The following is a 16,160-nucleotide window of genomic DNA, read 5'->3' on the forward strand; positions in this document are numbered from 1 at the left end:
TTATTTCAATTGGATAGGAAAGGTGATTTTTGCGGAAATTAATGCGCTCCCGATAGCGGGGCAGGAGCGCAGGACGAATCAGCTGCCCTTGTAGGTGGAGTAGCCGTACTGGCTCAGCAGCAGTGGAATATGCAGTTTTTCGTTGGTGGTGGTGACAGTAAAGAGCACCGGGATCTCAGGGAAAAACGAGGATAATTTCTGGCTCTGGAAGTATTCACCGGTTTTAAAGGTCACTTTATACACGCCGGGCTGCATATCCTGATCCTGCGGATACAGGGATTTAATACGCCCGTCGTGATCGGTTTTGCCGCTCGCCAGCGTGGTCCATTTTCCCTGCTGCTGTTTTTCCAGCGTGACCGTGACATCCGGCGGCGGTGTGCCCGTTTGCTGGTTAAGAATATGGACGCTCAACGTACCCATCGGGGCGCTAAAAGCGACTGGGGCAAAGGCGAGGGAGGATAAAAGCAGCAGGCCGGAGACTTTATTCATGTTGTTTTCCTGTTGAGTGATGAATACAGGAAAACGTTAGCATTATGGCGGCAGGAAAATATTCAATCTTTTGTGATAACTGGCGCGGGAAATAGCCTTTACAGGGTGATAATTTCCAGAGAAATACCCTGTTCCTGCCACTGCGCAATCTGTTTTTTACGCGCGACGGTTAATTTGCCGGTGGTCACCAGCAGCCATTTGCGGTCCGGGAAAATTTCCGGTGCCAGGGTTGCGGGCGGTATCGGGAGAACGTCGATGCGGTGGCCTTGCCCCGTGCGTTTGAGCGCTTCGAGCCAGATTTCACACGGGTCGTTAAGATGCCAGCCGGTGATCAGACAGTTATCGCCCGGCGCGCGTTTATCCCCTTCGAGGCAAAACGACGTGTAGGCAATGATGATGCCGTCGAGGATTTCCCGCAGGGTCATGATCGCCGGGATATTCGCGGAGACCTGGCTGCGCAGCGGGCGCAGCACTTCGGTCACCAGTTCTGGCCGTGGCGATTCGCGGCCTGAGTCGTAAATCAGCTGGCGCAGGGATTCGATTTTCCCCTCTTTCAGGCGCTGCAGCATGCTCTCCTGCAGGGTGAGCCAGTTATTGGTGCGCCGTGCGCCAGGCCGCGCCAGCAGCGGTTTCACCTGGCTAACCGGTACGCCTTTTTTCACCCAGTCGAGAATTTTCAGTGCCTGTTGTACGTCGTCATCGCTGTAAAGACGGTGTCCGCCATCGGTGCGAAGCGGTTTCAGCAAACCATAGCGACGCTGCCACGCGCGCAGCGTGGTCGCGGTGATGCCGCAAAGTCGGGCGAATTCGCCGATGGAGTAAGACATGGAGTGCGCCTGATGACCAAGTTAACTCTCAATATACTACGAATTCCGCTCGTTACGAGCACATGTGATTGAACGGCCCCGGCGGGCAGGGGCGCAATATGGCGTTTACGTGGTCCTCTTTGAGCGTGTACATGCCGCCCGAGAACGGGTCTACAACAAGCCAGCCCGGCACGCCGAAGAAGAGGATATTCCCGAAGGTGTACCAGTGGCTGAAGCGGTACTCGAGCGGCATCATCGTCGAGTAATAGCCCTCCTGTTTCAGCGTCAGGGTGTATTCCCGTTTGCCGAAATAACTGCCGTCGGATTTTTTCAGCACCACGGACTGCGGCGTTTTACCGGTGGCGATCAGTTCGCCGTTGCGATCGATGACCGCGTAATATGCCTCCGTCGGGGTGCTGTCGATATACAGCGTCTCTTCGTTGCTGCCGACAATGCTGGCGCAGCCCGTTAGCATCAACGGCAGCAGCAGCCGCCAAACCTGTTTTCTCATCCCGATCGCTCCTTCATGTATAGCGATTCAAAGCGGCACAGGTGAGCTGAAAATTAAGGCATATCGTGCATTTTTCGTAGGGCAATGCCGTACCGTTTGCATAGACTTCCGTTTAGGGTCGAACGGGGGGTTACGAGATGAACTGGCACTCTTTTCGCGGTGATGCACCGGCAAATATGACAATTTACAGCGCATCGTTTCCTGATATCAGCGATCAATGGCCGATGAAAGACGATGTCACGCGGGAGATTAACGCGCTCAATCTGGCCATGAAAGCCGACCCTGAGCTGCTGCCCCCGCTACTGGAAGAGGGTGAAAACGGCCTGCCGAGGCTAATCCCGCAGCATGTTCATTCTGAGCGAGCGTTCCGTACACGCCCGGCGATGGCGGCCTGGCGCGCGCGGCTGGTGCCCTCTGCGCTGGCGCTGTTTGTGGTGCAAAACCCGCTGGAGGAACGCCTGCCTGAAGGCACGCGGATGGACAGCGAAAGCCGCCAGTGGTTTATCCACGCCAACGACGCCATCGGTGTGCGCTCCCGCGCGCAGGTGCTGGGCGCGCTGGTGGAGAAATACATTCACAATGAGCTGGAATGCGACTGGATAAGCCTGGCGAGTGGCGCGGCGATCCCGGTGCTGGAGGCGCTTCGCACGGCAAAACTGGACGGGCAAAAGGTGCATCTCTCGCTGGTGGACGATGACCCCGTCGCCCTGCGCTGGGCAGAAACCATGGCGGCGCAGGAGGGGCTGGTGGTGGGGGAACAATTGACGTTGCTCAAGCGCCATCTGATTCATCATTTCATCCGCAGTGACGATTTACTGCTCGAGCTGGGTGAACATCAGGCCGAACTGGTCGACGCGCTGGGGATTTTCGAATATTTCAACGACACCGATGCGGTGATTTTCCTGCAACGCGCCGTGCGACTGGTGAAGCCCGGCGGGGCAGTGATTGTGTCGAATATGCTCACCACCAGCCCGCAAATCGACTTTATTTTGCGCTGCATCGGCTGGGCGCACATCTACCCGCGCACCTTGCAGCAGTTGCAGGATATCCATCTTGCGGCGGGGATACCTGCGGAGAACGTGACGGTGATTGTGCCGAAAGATGGGGTTTATGCGGTGATGGAGGTTAGGGTTTGAGGGGTTTCTGCAATGCCGGGTGGCGCTTCGCTTACCCGGCCGACAAACCCGGCGATGATACCGCGTTGAATTTGCTCGATCCGCCCCTCAACCTGAGGGGAGAGGGCTTGAGACACAGATGCCGAGAAAATCTAAATATGAAATGCCACGCGTTTCCCATTCGGCAGTTCAACATCCAGGCTCAGTTTTCCACCCATCGCTTCGATGTAGCGTTTTAGCGTGGCAATTTTCAGTTCATTACCGCGCTGTTCAAGCTGGGTAACTGCGGGTTGGCTGATTCCCATTATTGTCGCCACCGCCTGTTGAGACAGTTTCAGTTCTTCGCGCATCATCTGTAGCCCGGTTTCGAGAATCATCTCGTCAGCCATCTCTTTGATACGCTGCTGGCTTTCAGGCGAACGGGAAGCAATCACGTCATTTAAGGTTTTCAATTTGCTGTCTCCAGGGCTGTCAGATGAAACGAAAATTCTTTATCTGCAATACGGATTAACCGCTTATAAAACATTTTGTCGTTACTCTTGTCACCCGCACAAGGCACGATCGCCTGGCGGACGGGATCGAAAGCAAAGAACGCACGAATAGGACGGCCAGCATAGTGAATTCTTAGCTCTTTCATATTGTTATACCGCGATCCTTTTACGGTATCGGCCCAGGGTCTTGTAAGATGCGGTCCGTAGTTTTGCAGAGTTAATAATTCTGCTAATACCCTTTCCTGTAGCCCTTCTTCTTGCTCATGCAGCCATTGTTCAAATACCTTCCCTAAAAGTACCGTCCACATGCAATCGTCCATGATAAGCTGTAGCTTATACCCAGAAGGATATAAGCTGTAATTTATATTTGCAATGGCTGCCTGTAACGGCCATTGCATCTCCGATGAATGATTATGACAGAGAAGGGCAACCCACCTGAGAAGGCAAGGGTGATATTGCGAGCCGTCTTCAGGGATATTTCACGGGTGAGATTAATGTTTTTGTAATAACGCCCCTTCAATCCCTTTCAGCTTCGCCTGCGCCTGTTTTAATTCGTCCAGCAACCGCTGTTCCTGCTCGGTGTACGCCATCAGAACAATGCACCCGTCCATGACTTTAACCGTCACCTGATGCCCGGTATCAAACCCGGCGGCGCGAAGCCACTTGCCCGAAAGAATGATGTTCGGCGTGGTTTTATCGTGAACGTTCGGGCGATATCCCACAATTATCGAGCGCTCAGTTCCGGTGGCGGTAGTGTCTGGGGTAGAATGCGAATCAGCCATAATCAACTCCTTGATAGTTGGTGAGGTTAGACGCTCCTATTGTGTTCCTGCACAGCGGGGCGTTGCTTAAAGGAGGTTAGGTGGCCTCCTAATATGATTCAGATTAAATGGATAGGTGGCCCCATGTCAATCATAGCGCGCGAAAAAAAACCAAAAGGCGGCGGACAATCTCCGCAGTTTAAAATGCGTATTGATCCGGCATTGAAGGAGCAGTTAGATGCTGTCGCAGCTGAGGAAGGGGTGAGTCTCGCCAGCTGGTTGAAGGAACTGGCGAGAGAGGCCCTAAAAAATAAAGGCATCAGCCCTAAAGGATAAAGTCAATAGGTGAAAATATGGATCAGCCAAAGAATGGTCAGTTAATTAGGAACTTAAAGAATTTTTTTATTTGTCTAAATTATGATCTATTTGAGATATCAAAGAAGATGAATAACATCGATAATTTCTCTGAGTTCAACGATTTTGAATTTTTAGTAATGTCATTAGAAGATCGACGTTATTTGAAACATTGTGGGTATGATTTCAAAGCCTGCTTAAGAGAGGTTTTCAAAATGATATCTATGAGAAAACATGGTGGAGCAAGTACTATTGATATGCAGATGGTAAGAACAATTACTGATTTTAGGGATTTAACGCTTTATAGAAAATTATACGAAATTATTCTTTCTGTGTTAGTTAATTACAAGTTTTCAAAAAAACAAATAATAAGATGTTATTTGAAAAATGCTTTTTTTGGTACCAGATTATATGGTTACGAAGTCGCCGCAAGTGAAACATTCAATAAAAATTTTGAATGCCTTGATTATTATGAAAAAGCATTCTTGGCTGCAATGCTCTTAAGGCCTAAGCCATTGAGATGTAATGAGAGATGGAGGCAGTCAGTCATTTCTCGGGCGATGTACGCGCAAAGAATGAGGGCTTTTGTGAAACAAAGCAAAAATTAGCGTAACAAAGCTTGCTTTGTCTAAGTTGTATTGATTTAGTTGCTCTGAGTTTCCATGTTTAATACTGGACCATTTTTCATCACTAATGTCCATTAACTTTCTTGATATTTTTCTTAGACCGTCAAATGCAAGAGAATAACATATTTTCAAATCATCAAGATCTGCTTTTTTATTTTTCCTAACACAATTATCAATTATTTTATGGGCTTTGAATAAATTGTTGTGCACGTCTCTTTCAAACTCATAAGCTAAGGGGGTTAAACCAAGAGTTCGTAATTCTAAAAAATATGATGACAAATTTTCGTTCCATTTTATAACTGCTTTTCTATAATCTGACCGTGATTTCTCAATTTCTTCTATATTATTGCTTATATAATTCTCCATTAAATTTCTTCCATAAAATATACGCATCCCAGCATCTTTTTCGATATTATTAGCGATTTCTTTAATTCGTTCTATTTCTTTTTGTATTTGAGTTATTTTAATTTGATGTAAAAAACTCTTCTTCTGTATTTTCTGAGATAAAAGTGCTCCAATTACACCTGTTAATATAAATGTTATAAATATTTTAAAAATATCAAACATAAATTATCACCTCTAGAAAACTTAGAGTACAGTCTAAATGATGAGAGAATATTACACTATCGATCGTATTTATTAAAATAATGCTTGAGATTAAAAAAAACAGAAATGAAATTTTGGCGGAAGATCACAGGAGTCGAACCTGCCCGGGAACGCTGGCGTCCCCAACTGGATTTGAAATCCAGCCACCTCACCGGAGATGACGATCTTCCGCGCCTCGATTGCTACATGGAGGCGGTGCGCATTATAGCTACTTTCAGGCATTTACCACATCATTTCGCAGAGTTTTTTCACCCCTGCTTTGACCTGCATTAACCCCTCTTACTTAAATCTTAAGAAAATCCTGAGGTTAGGTTTTTTCTCCAACTTCTACGGCGATCACAAAAGAGAAGAATCGTAACCAGCTAACCAGAAAACAGAATATCCGCTCTCCCGGCGATGGTTTACAACATCTGAAACCGGTCTCAGCGCCCCTACAGCGTCAAGGATAAAGATAATGAGCGAAATATTGTCTGTGAAGGAAAAGATTGGCTATGGCATGGGAGATGCCGCCAGCCACATCATTTTTGATAACGTCATGTTGTATATGATGTTTTTCTATACCGATATTTTCGGTATCCCCGCCGGATTTGTCGGCACCATGTTCTTGTTGGCGCGTGCGCTGGATGCGATTTCCGACCCGTGCATGGGGCTGCTCGCCGACCGCACCCGCAGCCGCTGGGGGAAATTCCGTCCGTGGATTTTGTTCGGTGCAATCCCGTTTGGCATCGTCTGCGTGCTGGCGTACACCACGCCGGATCTTAGCCTGAACGGTAAAATGGTTTATGCCGCCATCACGTACACGCTGCTGACCCTGCTCTATACCGTGGTGAATATCCCTTACTGCGCCCTCGGCGGCGTCATTACTAATGACCCGACGCAGCGCATCTCCCTGCAGTCCTGGCGCTTTGTGCTGGCGACGGCGGGCGGCATGCTCTCCACGGTGCTGATGATGCCGTTGGTGAATCTGATTGGCGGCGAAGACAAAGCCTTTGGCTTCCAGGGCGGGATCGCCGTGCTGTCGGTGGTCGCGTTCCTGATGCTGGCGTTCTGCTTCTTCACCACCAAAGAGCGCATCCAGGTGCCGCCAAGCACCACCTCCATGCGTGAAGATCTGCGCGATATCTGGCAAAACGACCAGTGGCGCATCGTCGGCGTACTCACCATTCTCAACATCCTCGCCGTCTGCGTGCGCGGCGGCGCGATGATGTACTACTGCACCTGGATCATGGGCACGCCGGAAGTGTTCGTCGCGTTCCTCACCACCTACTGCGTCGGTAACCTGATTGGCTCCGCGCTCGCCAAACCCCTCACCGACTGGAAATGCAAAGTCAGTATCTTCTGGTGGACCAACGCCCTGCTGGCTGTGGCGAGCGTAGCGATGTTCTTCGTGCCGATGCATGCCACGCTAATGATGTTCAGCTTTATCTTCGTGATTGGCGTGCTGCACCAGCTGGTGACGCCAATCCAGTGGGTGATGATGTCCGATACCGTCGATTACGGCGAATGGACCAACGGCAAACGCCTGACGGGGATCAGCTTTGCGGGCACGCTGTTTGTGCTGAAGCTGGGCCTGGCGCTGGGTGGCGCGCTGATCGGCTGGATGCTGGCCGGCGGTGGCTACGATGCCGCAGCCAAAACTCAGAACGGCACCACCATCAACATCATTATTGGCCTGTTCACGCTGGCCCCGGCGGCGTGCTATGTGCTGAGTGCCATCGTCGCCAAACGCTATTACACGCTGAAAACCCCGTTCCTGACCAAAATTATGGGCGAGCTGGCGCAAGGCGCGCGCCGCAACCAGCAGGAGTTTGAAACCCTGCCGGTCAGCAAAGAAATGCAGAACTAAGAGGATAAAAGTATGAAAATCAGTGACGGAAACTGGCTAATTCAACCGGGCCTGAACGTGACGTACCCGGTGCAGGTGTTCGACGTGGAGCAGCAGGGCAACGACCTAGTGGTGTACGTTGCGCCGCGCGACGTGCGTGAACGCACCTGGCAGCTCGACACATTGATGTTTACGGTTCGCCTGTTCTCGCCGCAGGAAGGCATTGTCGGTGTACGCATCGAGCATTTCCAGGGCGCGCTGGACAACGGCCCGCACTATCCGCTGAACGTTCTGAAAGACGTGAAAGTACAGATTGAAAACACGGCGGAATTTGCCGAGCTGAAAAGCGGCAATCTGAGCGTGCGCGTTACCAAAGGGGAGTTCTGGGCGCTGGATTTCCTGCGTGACGGCCAGCGTATCACCGGCAGTCAGCTGAAAAATAACGGCTACGTGCAGGATGGCAATACCGACAGCAACTACATGTTCGAGCGCCTGGATTTAGGCGTCGGCGAAGCGGTGTATGGCCTCGGCGAGCGCTTTACCGCGCTGGTGCGTAACGGCCAGACGGTCGAAACCTGGAACCGTGACGGTGGCACCAGCACCGAGCAGTCTTACAAAAATATTCCGTTCTACCTGACAAACCGTGGTTACGGCGTGCTGGTGAATCATCCGGAAAATGTGTCGTTTGAAGTTGGCTCGGAGAAAGTCTCCAAAGTGCAGTTCAGCGTGGCGGGCGAGTATCTGGAATATTTCGTAATCGACGGCCCGACGCCGAAAGAGGTGCTCAACCGCTATACCCAGTTCACCGGTCGCCCGGCGCTGCCGCCTGCATGGTCGTTCGGCCTATGGCTCACCACCTCATTCACCACTAACTACGACGAAGCGACGGTGAACAGCTTTATCGACGGTATGGCCGAGCGCGATCTGCCGCTGCACGTCTTCCACTTCGACTGCTTCTGGATGAAAGCCTTCCAGTGGTGTGATTTTGAATGGGACCCGGTGACTTTCCCGGACCCGGAAGGGATGATCCGTCGCCTCAAGGACAAAGGGCTGAAAGTCTGCGTGTGGATCAACCCGTATATCGGCCAGAAATCGCCGGTGTTCAAGGAGCTGAAAGAGAAAGGCTATCTGCTCAAGCGCGCGGATGGCTCCGTATGGCAGTGGGATAAGTGGCAGCCGGGGCTGGCAATTTATGACTTTACCAATCCGGAAGCCTGCCAGTGGTACGCCGATAAGCTGAAAGGGCTGGTTGATATCGGCGTGGACTGCTTCAAGACCGACTTCGGCGAGCGTATCCCGACCGACGTGGTGTGGCATGACGGGTCCGATCCGCAGAAGATGCACAACCACTACGCCTATATCTATAACGAGCTGGTGTGGGACGTGCTGAAAGAGACCGTTGGTGAAGAGGAGGCGGTGCTGTTTGCGCGCTCCGCGTCCGTCGGTGCGCAGAAGTTCCCGGTTCACTGGGGCGGCGACTGTTACGCCAATTACGAATCCATGGCGGAAAGCCTGCGCGGTGGGCTGTCGATTGGTCTGTCGGGCTTTGGATTCTGGAGCCACGATATCGGCGGGTTCGAGAATACCGCGCCTGCCCATGTGTACAAACGCTGGTGCGCGTTCGGGCTGTTCTCCAGCCATAGCCGCCTGCACGGCAGCAAATCCTACCGTGTGCCGTGGGCGTACGATGATGAGTCCTGCGATGTGGTGCGCCACTTCACCCAGCTGAAATGCCGGATGATGCCGTATCTGTATCGCCAGGCGGCGCTGGCCCGCGAGGTCGGCACACCGATGTTGCGCGCGATGATGCTCGAATTCCCGGATGATCCGGCGTGTGATTATCTGGACCGTCAGTACATGCTCGGCGACGCGATGATGGTGGCACCGGTGTTTAGTGAAGCGGGTGACGTGCAATTCTATCTGCCGGAAGGTCGCTGGACACACCTGTGGCATAACGACGAAGTGCAGGGCAGTCGCTGGCATAAACAGCAGCACGACTTCCAGAGTCTGCCGGTGTATGTACGCGAGAACACCCTGCTGGCGCTTGGCAACAATAGCCAGAAACCGGATTATGCGTGGAACGCGGGCACGGCATTTCAGCTGTTTAGCCTGGCAGACGGTTGCTCGGCGGTGAGCGAAGTCCCGGCGGCGGACGGATCGGTCGTGTTTACGCTGACGGCTTCTCGCCAGGGCGATACGGTGACGTTAAAAGGTGAAGGAAACGCCCAGGACTGGTCAGTCTGTTTGCGCAATGTGCAGCAGATCGCGGGTGTCAAAGGCGGTTCACATGCCGGTAGCGAATGGGGTGTTGTGGTGAAAGCGCAGGGGAGTGAAGTGGTGATTCACCTGAAGTGATGTGCCTGAAATGGCCCGGCGGCGCTACGCTTACCGGGCCTACGGTGTCAGCTTTGGTTTGCAGGCCGGGTTAAGCGTAGCCGCCGCCCGGCTTTTTTATGCCATTAACATTTCAGGGCTGGGGTGTTACAGATGGCGCGACCGCAGGGCTTGTCGATACCTGGCCACCCGCCATCGTCTGCTGTACTTGTTGTTTATCCATATTCACCGCGTTCAACTTCCCATTTACCGACGGTTTCAGCGGCGCTTTGTCCTGCACGCTGCCGCTGGCGGTCAGCTGGATATTGCCGTCGCCGTTAATTGGCAGTGCAGGCCAGCCCCACTGTTGCAACACATTCACCGGCACGCCGCGCCCCTTCAGGCTAACCGTGGTCTGGCGCGGCGGTAACTGTGATACGGTCGCCGTGGCTTCAAGAATGCCCTTCTCGGTGAAGGCGCTCAGTTCCGTGATATTCACCGTCGACGCGTTGGCCGCCAGCGCCAGTGACGGACGGCGCACGTCTACACGATTAAAGGTGGCGGCGGCACCGTTCAGAGTCGCATTGCCGCCCCACACGCCCCACTGACGATCTTTCGCCAGCTGGAGGTTGGCACCATATCCGTCGAGAGAGGTGATCTGCCACGGGAAGGCGGGATCGATATCGATCACCAGGTTGCGACTCAGGCCGAATTTTTTCAGGGTCACGTCGTGGAGCCATTCGGGGAGCTGCTCCATCCACAGGGTTTTCCAGTTCGGTGGCAGGGTGTATTCCAGCCCGGCCACCGCGACATCGTCCAGTACCAGCGCTTTACCGTTGCGTAGCCAGTTGCCGGAGGTGCGCACCATACCGCCTTCCCAGCGGGAGGTGAACTGGCGCAGCGCCACGCCCTGCGGTGCAAACTCTGCATTCAGAATCGGATCAAAAAGATGCAGCGAGCCGTAGATAAACTCGCTGGCATTCATCGATAAACGTCCGTCCTGGCTTTGCCAGTCGCCCTGGCTGAGGGTCAGATTGCGCAGGCTTAAATCGAGATCGGTTACGGCCCAGTCCGGCCCTTGCAGGCGGGCATCGGTGACCTCCAGGCGGCCAATCTGCAGCGACGGCAGGGTGGTGATCGGCGCAAAGAAATCCATCAATGATTTGTCGCTTTGCAGGCGAATGTCGTTCAGGCGCAGATTGTCGATCACCCAGCCGCCGTCGGCGTTACGCCGCGCGGTACCCGTCAGCGAGCCGCGCGCCATATCTGCGCCGATGGTGCTCAGCACCACTTCTTTACCGTTCAGCTCACCCTGAATTAGCACATTGCTGGTGGGCACGCCGTTGAGCGTCAGCGATCCGGCGCTCATCTGAATTTGCGCTTTTTTGCCCAGCACGCTGCCCGCTTCCGGCTGCCAGGGGCTGACGCCGCCTGTCACTTTTTGCGCGCTCAGATCCCATTCCATATTCGGGCTGTTGAACGCCATGTTGTTCAGCTGCAGGCGGTCGGCCTGGAATGGAAGCGGCGCGGTTTGGGGGGAGAGGTTAAGTGTCCCGTCGTGAAGGGTGATGGTATCCATGTGCAGCGGATCGGTGAGCTGTCGGCTGCTCAGACCAATATCCACTTTTTTCGCGACCAGGGTGGCGGGTTTGCCATCGCGGCCAAAGGTAACGTTTTCCAGAATGATGTGCGACGGGGAAGAAAAACGGTGATCCATCAGGTCGAAATTGAGTTCGTAGTCGGTGTTAACCGTAATCCAACTGCTCACCTGAGCCGCGCCCCAGCGGGTCTGCACGAGGATATAAAGTGCCAGGATTGCGAGCAGCACCGCAATCAAAATCCAGATCAGCAGCTTTCCAATAAATTTCATGGTCTTCCATCCCATCAAACGCACATAAGGGAGTTATGCACGATTTATGCGCAATCCTCAAGGCAGGAATGGTGTAATTCGGTTTCACGGCAGGCGTGATGCCTGCCGTGACGGGGGATCAGTTCTTTTCTGGCGGGAAGACGAGGTTCAGCACAATCGCCGTGATACCCCCTGCGGCGATGCCGGAGGAGAGCAGGTTTTTCACCCAGTCAGGGGCGAACTGCAGGATTAGCGGCTGCTGGGAAACGCCCAGACCGACGGCCAAGGACAGCGCGATAATCATGATGGCACGGCGGTTCAGCGGCTCACGCGACACGATGCGCACGCCAGAGGCCGCAATCGTACCGAACATCACAAGCGTTGCGCCGCCCAGTACCGGTTCCGGAATGTGTTGCACAAAGCCACTCACCGCCGGGAACAGGCCGAGCACGATCAGCATCAGCGCCACGACAAAGCCCACGTAGCGGCTGGCGACGCCGGTCAGCTGGATCACGCCATTGTTCTGGCCAAAGCAGGAGTTCGGGAAGGTATTGAATACGGCAGAGACAAACGAGTTCAGACCGTTCGCCAGCACGCCGCCTTTCAGGCGTTTCATGTACAGCGGGCCAGAGACCGGCTGTTCGGAGACGTCAGACGTTGCGGTGATGTCGCCGATGGTTTCCAGCGAGGTGATCATGAACACCAGCATCAGCGGCAGGAGCAGGCTCCAGTCAATGCCAAGGCCATAATAGAGCGGTGTCGGCACCATAATCAGCGCGCTGTTGGTCGGCGCGGTGTTTTCCGGCAGCATGCCCATCGCCCACGCCACCAGATAACCGGTCGCCATGGCAATCACCAGCGAGGCGACGCGCAGGTACGGGTTACGCTGACGGTTGAGCAAAATAATAATCGCCAGCACTACGCCCGCCAGCAGCAGGTTTTTCGGTGCGCCGAAAGTGTGGTCACTCATCGCCGCATACCCGCCGCCGATAGAGGTCAGGCCCACCTGAATCAGCGACAGACCGATAATCATCACCACCACGCCGGAAACCAGCGGGGTAATGACGCGGCGCGCCAGGTGCAGTACGCGGGAGATGACCATTTCCGTACAACTGGCCAGCATCAGAGTGCCGAAAAGCGCAGCCATCATCGTCGGGACATCGGCCCCGCCGGTTTTCAGCGCTGTGCCACCCATGATCAGCGGGGCAACAAAGTTAAAGCTGGTACCCTGAATCGACAGCAACCCTGAACCGACCGGACCCCAGGCTTTAATCTGGATAATAGACGCCACGCCGGATGCAAACAGCGACATGCTGATGATGTGCTGCGTGTCCTGGGCCGGTAAGCCGAGCGCCTGGCAAATCAGCAGGGCAGGCGTGATAACGGCCACAAACATCGCCAACAGGTGCTGACACGCGGCGAACAGCGTTTGCGCCAGCGGCGGACGATCTTCAAGACGGTAGATGAGTTCACTATTATGTTGAGCGTGCGCAATCGGTTGCGCATCTTGAGACTCTACGGCGTTAACGGACATCGGCGGCAATCCCACGGGTGAAAAGCGGGCATTTTAGCTGACCGGATGGTAAAAGCAAACGATTGCATTTATAAATTTATTAAAACAGGGCTGAGCACAGCGATCAGGCGTTGGAATAGCGCTCGGTTTCTGGCATCCACCGTTGAATAAGCCCGGCGGCCTGGACGGGATAACGCTCATGAATGTGGCGGGCAAGGCGCTGGACTTCCGGAATCATCGACTGGTCACGAAGCAGATCGGCCACTTTGAATTCGGCGTTACCGGTCTGGCGTGTGCCCAGCAGTTCGCCGGGGCCGCGGATCTCGAGATCCTTTTGCGCAATCACGAAGCCGTCATTGCTGTCGCGCAGCACCTGGAGTCGCATTTGCGCTGTTTTAGAAAGCGGGGATTTGAAGAGCAGGACGCAGTGGGAAGCCACCGCACCACGGCCAACGCGGCCCCGCAGCTGGTGAAGTTGCGCAAGGCCCAGCCGCTCCGGGTTTTCGATAATCATCAGGCTGGCATTCGGTACATCCACGCCCACTTCGATAACCGTTGTGGCAATCAGCAAATGCAACTCGCCCTGCTTGAATGAGTGCATTACGGCCTGTTTTTCAGCGGGTTTCATGCGGCCATGCACCAGCCCGATATTCAGCTCGGGCAGCGCCAGTTTTAGCTCTTCCCACGTCGCTTCTGCGGCCTGCGCTTCCAGCAGGTCGGATTCTTCAATCAATGTACAAACCCAGTACGCCTGACGGCCTTCGTGAGTGCAGGCGTTGCGCACGCGATCGATGATCTCGCTGCGGCGCGTATCCGGAATGGCCACGGTGGTGACCGGCGTTCGGCCGGGTGGCAGTTCATCGATCGTCGAGGTATCCAGATCGGCATAGGCGGTCATCGCCAGGGTGCGCGGGATAGGCGTGGCGGTCATGATCAACTGATGCGGGTGGAAGCCCTGCTGCAGCCCTTTTTCCCACAAGGCCAGCCGCTGATGTACGCCAAAGCGATGTTGCTCATCGATGATCACCAGGGCAAGGCCGTTAAACTGCACCTGCTCCTGAAAAATGGCGTGGGTACCGACAATCATCTGTACCTGACCGCTGGCGATGGCTTCCTGTTGCGCGAGACGTGCTTTGCCTTTTTGCTTGCCAGCAAGCCAGCCCACTTCCACGCCCAGCGGCGCAAACCAGCTGCGGAAGTTATTGGCGTGCTGCTCGGCGAGCAGTTCGGTGGGGGCCATCAGCGCCACCTGTCTGCCGTGCGCGATAGCGCGCAGGGCCGCGAGGGCGGCGACCAGCGTTTTACCGGAGCCTACGTCACCCTGTACCAGACGCATCATCGGAATATCGAGCGCCATATCGCGTTCGATCTCGGCAGTCACGCGTGCCTGGGCATTCGTCGGTTTAAAGGGCAGTGAGGCCAGCAGCTTATCTTTTAAATCATCACGGGCAGGCAGAGGTTGTGCGTGAAAACGCTGTGCACCCGCGCGAAGCGCCAGCATGCTCAGGTTATGTGCCAGTAATTCTTCAAGGATAAGCCGCCGCTGCGCCGGATGTTGCCCGTTTTCTAACTCGCTCAGCTGTAAAGACGGCGGTGGACGGTGAAGGGTACGAATGGCTTCCGGCAGGCTCATCATGCCCTGTGCCAGCTCAGGCGGCAGCAGTTCGGCGATGGCGCAGGTATCAAGCAACTCCAGCGCCTGATCCGTCAGTTTTCGCAGCGTTGCCTGCTTGATACCTTCGGTAGTAGGGTACACCGGGGTCAGCGTCTCCTGGAGTTCAGGCGTACTCAGATCGCCTTGTACACGGTACTCCGGGTGGATCATCTCCGCGCCATATTTCCCGCGCTTGGCCTCGCCATAGGCCAGAACCCGTCGTCCGGTGGCCAGGCTGTTTTTCATCGCAGCACTGAAATTGAAAAAACGCATGGTGAGAATGCCGGAGCCGTCGCTGATCTGACAGGTCATCATGCGACGGCCGCCGAAGGTAATAGTGCTGTTCAGGACTTCGCCTTCCACGGTGGCGTAGATGCCGGGCAGCAGATCGCCAATCGCGTAAAGCTGGGTGCGATCTTCGTAACGCAGAGGAAGGTGCAGGAGCAAATCTTGTACAGTGTGCAGGCCAATTTTTGCCAGCTTGTTGCTTTGCGCCGCACCTACGCCCGTTAATGAGCTGAGCGGAACGGCATCAAGCAGGTGGCCGTTCATGGTTTAGCCTGCAAACTGCATGGTGGACCACCATGCGGCATCGGCTTCGATTTCGCCCTGCGCATTGACGTGGGGATAAGGTAATTGCTTCTGTTTTGCCACGCGAGCCAGCACCGGATAGCCGCCTTCAAACAGCAGACGCTGCTGTTCAACTTCAGGAAGCATGCTGTTTTCGCGCTCGTACATACCGGCGTTCTGACGCTGGCGCTGGGCTTCATACAGAATCAGCGCAGAGGCGACAGAGACATTCAGCGACTGCACCATGCCAATCATCGGGATAATGATGTCCTGATCCGCCAGATCTAATGCTTCTTGCGTGATCCCGGTTTTCTCCTGACCCATCAGAATGCAGGTCGGGCGGGTGTAATCAATGTCGCGAAAATCGACGGCTTTATCGGAAAGGTGGGTCGCCAGGATTTGCATCCCGCTGCTTTTCAGCTGCGCGACAGCATCCGCAATCGTGGGGTGAGTTTTTACCGTCACCCAGCTGTTGCTGCCTGCCGCGCTGGAGGCCATGGTGCGCATATTTTTACCCGGCCAGACTGCGTGAACTTCATGCACGCCAACGGCGTCCGCGGTGCGGACGATGGCGGAGACGTTATGAGGTTTATGGACCTGCTCCATGCAGACCGTCAGATCGGGCTGGCGTCTGGCGAGCATCTCACAGATACGTGCATAACGTTCTGAATTCATTA

16 protein-coding genes and 1 tRNA gene are annotated in these 16,160 nt (G+C 54.5%); 5 read left to right on the forward strand and 12 right to left on the reverse strand.

What is annotated here, in order from left to right; all coding sequences use genetic code 11:
• Window positions 1–78 precede the first annotated feature (78 nt).
• The 3 genes from uraH to ACB496_RS00325 all read right to left on the reverse strand — a co-directional run bounded on the left by uraH (window position 79) and on the right by ACB496_RS00325 (window position 1,806).
• Window positions 79–489 carry a hydroxyisourate hydrolase gene (gene uraH / locus ACB496_RS00315; protein WP_194513116.1) on the reverse strand — a complete coding sequence of 137 codons (411 nt, stop codon included), beginning with the start codon at window positions 487–489 and terminating at the stop codon, window positions 79–81.
• Window positions 490–587: 98 nt separating this feature from the next.
• Window positions 588–1,316 carry a MerR family transcriptional regulator gene (locus ACB496_RS00320; protein WP_100778223.1) on the reverse strand — a complete coding sequence of 243 codons (729 nt, stop codon included), beginning with the start codon at window positions 1,314–1,316 and terminating at the stop codon, window positions 588–590.
• Between the two features lie 52 nt (window positions 1,317–1,368).
• Window positions 1,369–1,806 (reverse strand): hypothetical protein, encoded by a 438-nt coding sequence (locus ACB496_RS00325; protein ID WP_371973929.1) that lies wholly within the window; start codon window positions 1,804–1,806, stop codon window positions 1,369–1,371.
• Window positions 1,807–1,943: 137 nt separating this feature from the next.
• On the opposite strand from ACB496_RS00325, the gene ACB496_RS00330 reads away from it, so the two are divergent.
• Window positions 1,944–2,942 (forward strand): class I SAM-dependent methyltransferase, encoded by a 999-nt coding sequence (locus tag ACB496_RS00330; RefSeq protein WP_371973931.1) that lies wholly within the window; start codon window positions 1,944–1,946, stop codon window positions 2,940–2,942.
• 131 nt (window positions 2,943–3,073) lie between these two features.
• On the opposite strand, the gene ACB496_RS00335 is transcribed toward ACB496_RS00330, so the two are convergent.
• The 3 genes from ACB496_RS00335 to ACB496_RS00345 all read right to left on the reverse strand — a co-directional run bounded on the left by ACB496_RS00335 (window position 3,074) and on the right by ACB496_RS00345 (window position 4,194).
• On the reverse strand, window positions 3,074–3,373 hold the full coding sequence (locus ACB496_RS00335) for a helix-turn-helix domain-containing protein (RefSeq protein ID WP_100778220.1): 300 nt from the start codon (window positions 3,371–3,373) through the stop codon (window positions 3,074–3,076).
• Window positions 3,370–3,720 carry a type II toxin-antitoxin system RelE/ParE family toxin gene (locus ACB496_RS00340; protein ID WP_371973933.1) on the reverse strand — a complete coding sequence of 117 codons (351 nt, stop codon included), beginning with the start codon at window positions 3,718–3,720 and terminating at the stop codon, window positions 3,370–3,372. Before ACB496_RS00340 ends, ACB496_RS00335 begins: the two co-directional genes overlap by 4 nt.
• A 183-nt stretch (window positions 3,721–3,903) precedes the next feature.
• On the reverse strand, window positions 3,904–4,194 hold the full coding sequence (locus ACB496_RS00345; RefSeq protein WP_371973935.1) for a SymE family type I addiction module toxin: 291 nt from the start codon (window positions 4,192–4,194) through the stop codon (window positions 3,904–3,906).
• Window positions 4,195–4,317: 123 nt separating this feature from the next.
• Here ACB496_RS00345 and ACB496_RS00350 point away from each other — a divergent pair, with 123 nt between their 5' ends.
• Both ACB496_RS00350 and ACB496_RS00355 read left to right on the forward strand, forming a co-directional pair.
• A complete protein-coding gene (locus tag ACB496_RS00350; RefSeq protein WP_149044998.1) occupies window positions 4,318–4,509 on the forward strand; it encodes a toxin-antitoxin system HicB family antitoxin in 192 nt (63 codons plus the stop codon).
• 107 nt (window positions 4,510–4,616) lie between these two features.
• Window positions 4,617–5,135: a biosynthetic peptidoglycan transglycosylase gene (locus ACB496_RS00355; RefSeq protein ID WP_228483410.1), complete on the forward strand. Its 519-nt coding sequence runs from the start codon at window positions 4,617–4,619 to the stop codon at window positions 5,133–5,135.
• On the opposite strand, the gene ACB496_RS00360 is transcribed toward ACB496_RS00355, so the two are convergent.
• Together ACB496_RS00360 and ACB496_RS00365 are read right to left on the reverse strand one after the other, a co-directional pair.
• Window positions 5,070–5,720 carry a hypothetical protein gene (locus ACB496_RS00360; protein ID WP_312069768.1) on the reverse strand — a complete coding sequence of 217 codons (651 nt, stop codon included), beginning with the start codon at window positions 5,718–5,720 and terminating at the stop codon, window positions 5,070–5,072. The two genes, ACB496_RS00355 and ACB496_RS00360, sit on opposite strands and share 66 nt — an antisense overlap.
• Window positions 5,721–5,834: 114 nt before the next feature.
• Window positions 5,835–5,929, reverse strand: a tRNA-Sec gene (locus ACB496_RS00365).
• A 281-nt stretch (window positions 5,930–6,210) separates the two neighbouring features.
• Here ACB496_RS00365 and ACB496_RS00370 point away from each other — a divergent pair.
• Window positions 6,211–7,605, forward strand: coding sequence for a glycoside-pentoside-hexuronide family transporter (locus ACB496_RS00370; protein ID WP_164971811.1), 1,395 nt, complete (start codon window positions 6,211–6,213; stop codon window positions 7,603–7,605).
• A gap of 12 nt (window positions 7,606–7,617) precedes the next feature.
• On the forward strand, window positions 7,618–9,939 hold the full coding sequence (gene yicI, locus ACB496_RS00375) for an alpha-xylosidase (RefSeq protein WP_371973937.1): 2,322 nt from the start codon (window positions 7,618–7,620) through the stop codon (window positions 9,937–9,939).
• 112 nt (window positions 9,940–10,051) lie between these two features.
• Here yicI and ACB496_RS00380 read toward each other — a convergent pair whose 3' ends face one another.
• The 4 genes from ACB496_RS00380 to trmH form a co-directional block, all read right to left on the reverse strand.
• Window positions 10,052–11,767, reverse strand: coding sequence for an AsmA family protein (locus ACB496_RS00380; protein WP_371973939.1), 1,716 nt, complete (start codon window positions 11,765–11,767; stop codon window positions 10,052–10,054).
• A gap of 118 nt (window positions 11,768–11,885) precedes the next feature.
• The gene (locus ACB496_RS00385; RefSeq protein ID WP_100778213.1) at window positions 11,886–13,280 is read right to left on the reverse strand and encodes a nucleobase:cation symporter-2 family protein; all 1,395 of its coding nucleotides are present in this window, start codon (window positions 13,278–13,280) and stop codon (window positions 11,886–11,888) included.
• Between the two features lie 103 nt (window positions 13,281–13,383).
• Window positions 13,384–15,465, reverse strand: a complete 2,082-nt coding sequence (gene recG / locus ACB496_RS00390; RefSeq protein WP_371973941.1) for an ATP-dependent DNA helicase RecG — start codon at window positions 15,463–15,465, stop codon at window positions 13,384–13,386.
• 3 nt (window positions 15,466–15,468) lie between these two features.
• Entirely contained in the window at window positions 15,469–16,158 is a 690-nt protein-coding gene (gene trmH / locus ACB496_RS00395) for a tRNA (guanosine(18)-2'-O)-methyltransferase TrmH (RefSeq protein WP_100778211.1), read from the reverse strand.
• Window positions 16,159–16,160: the final 2 nt, after the last annotated feature.

This window comes from Lelliottia nimipressuralis, assembly GCF_041464075.1.
Taxonomy (GTDB): Bacteria; Pseudomonadota; Gammaproteobacteria; order Enterobacterales; family Enterobacteriaceae; genus Enterobacter; species Enterobacter nimipressuralis.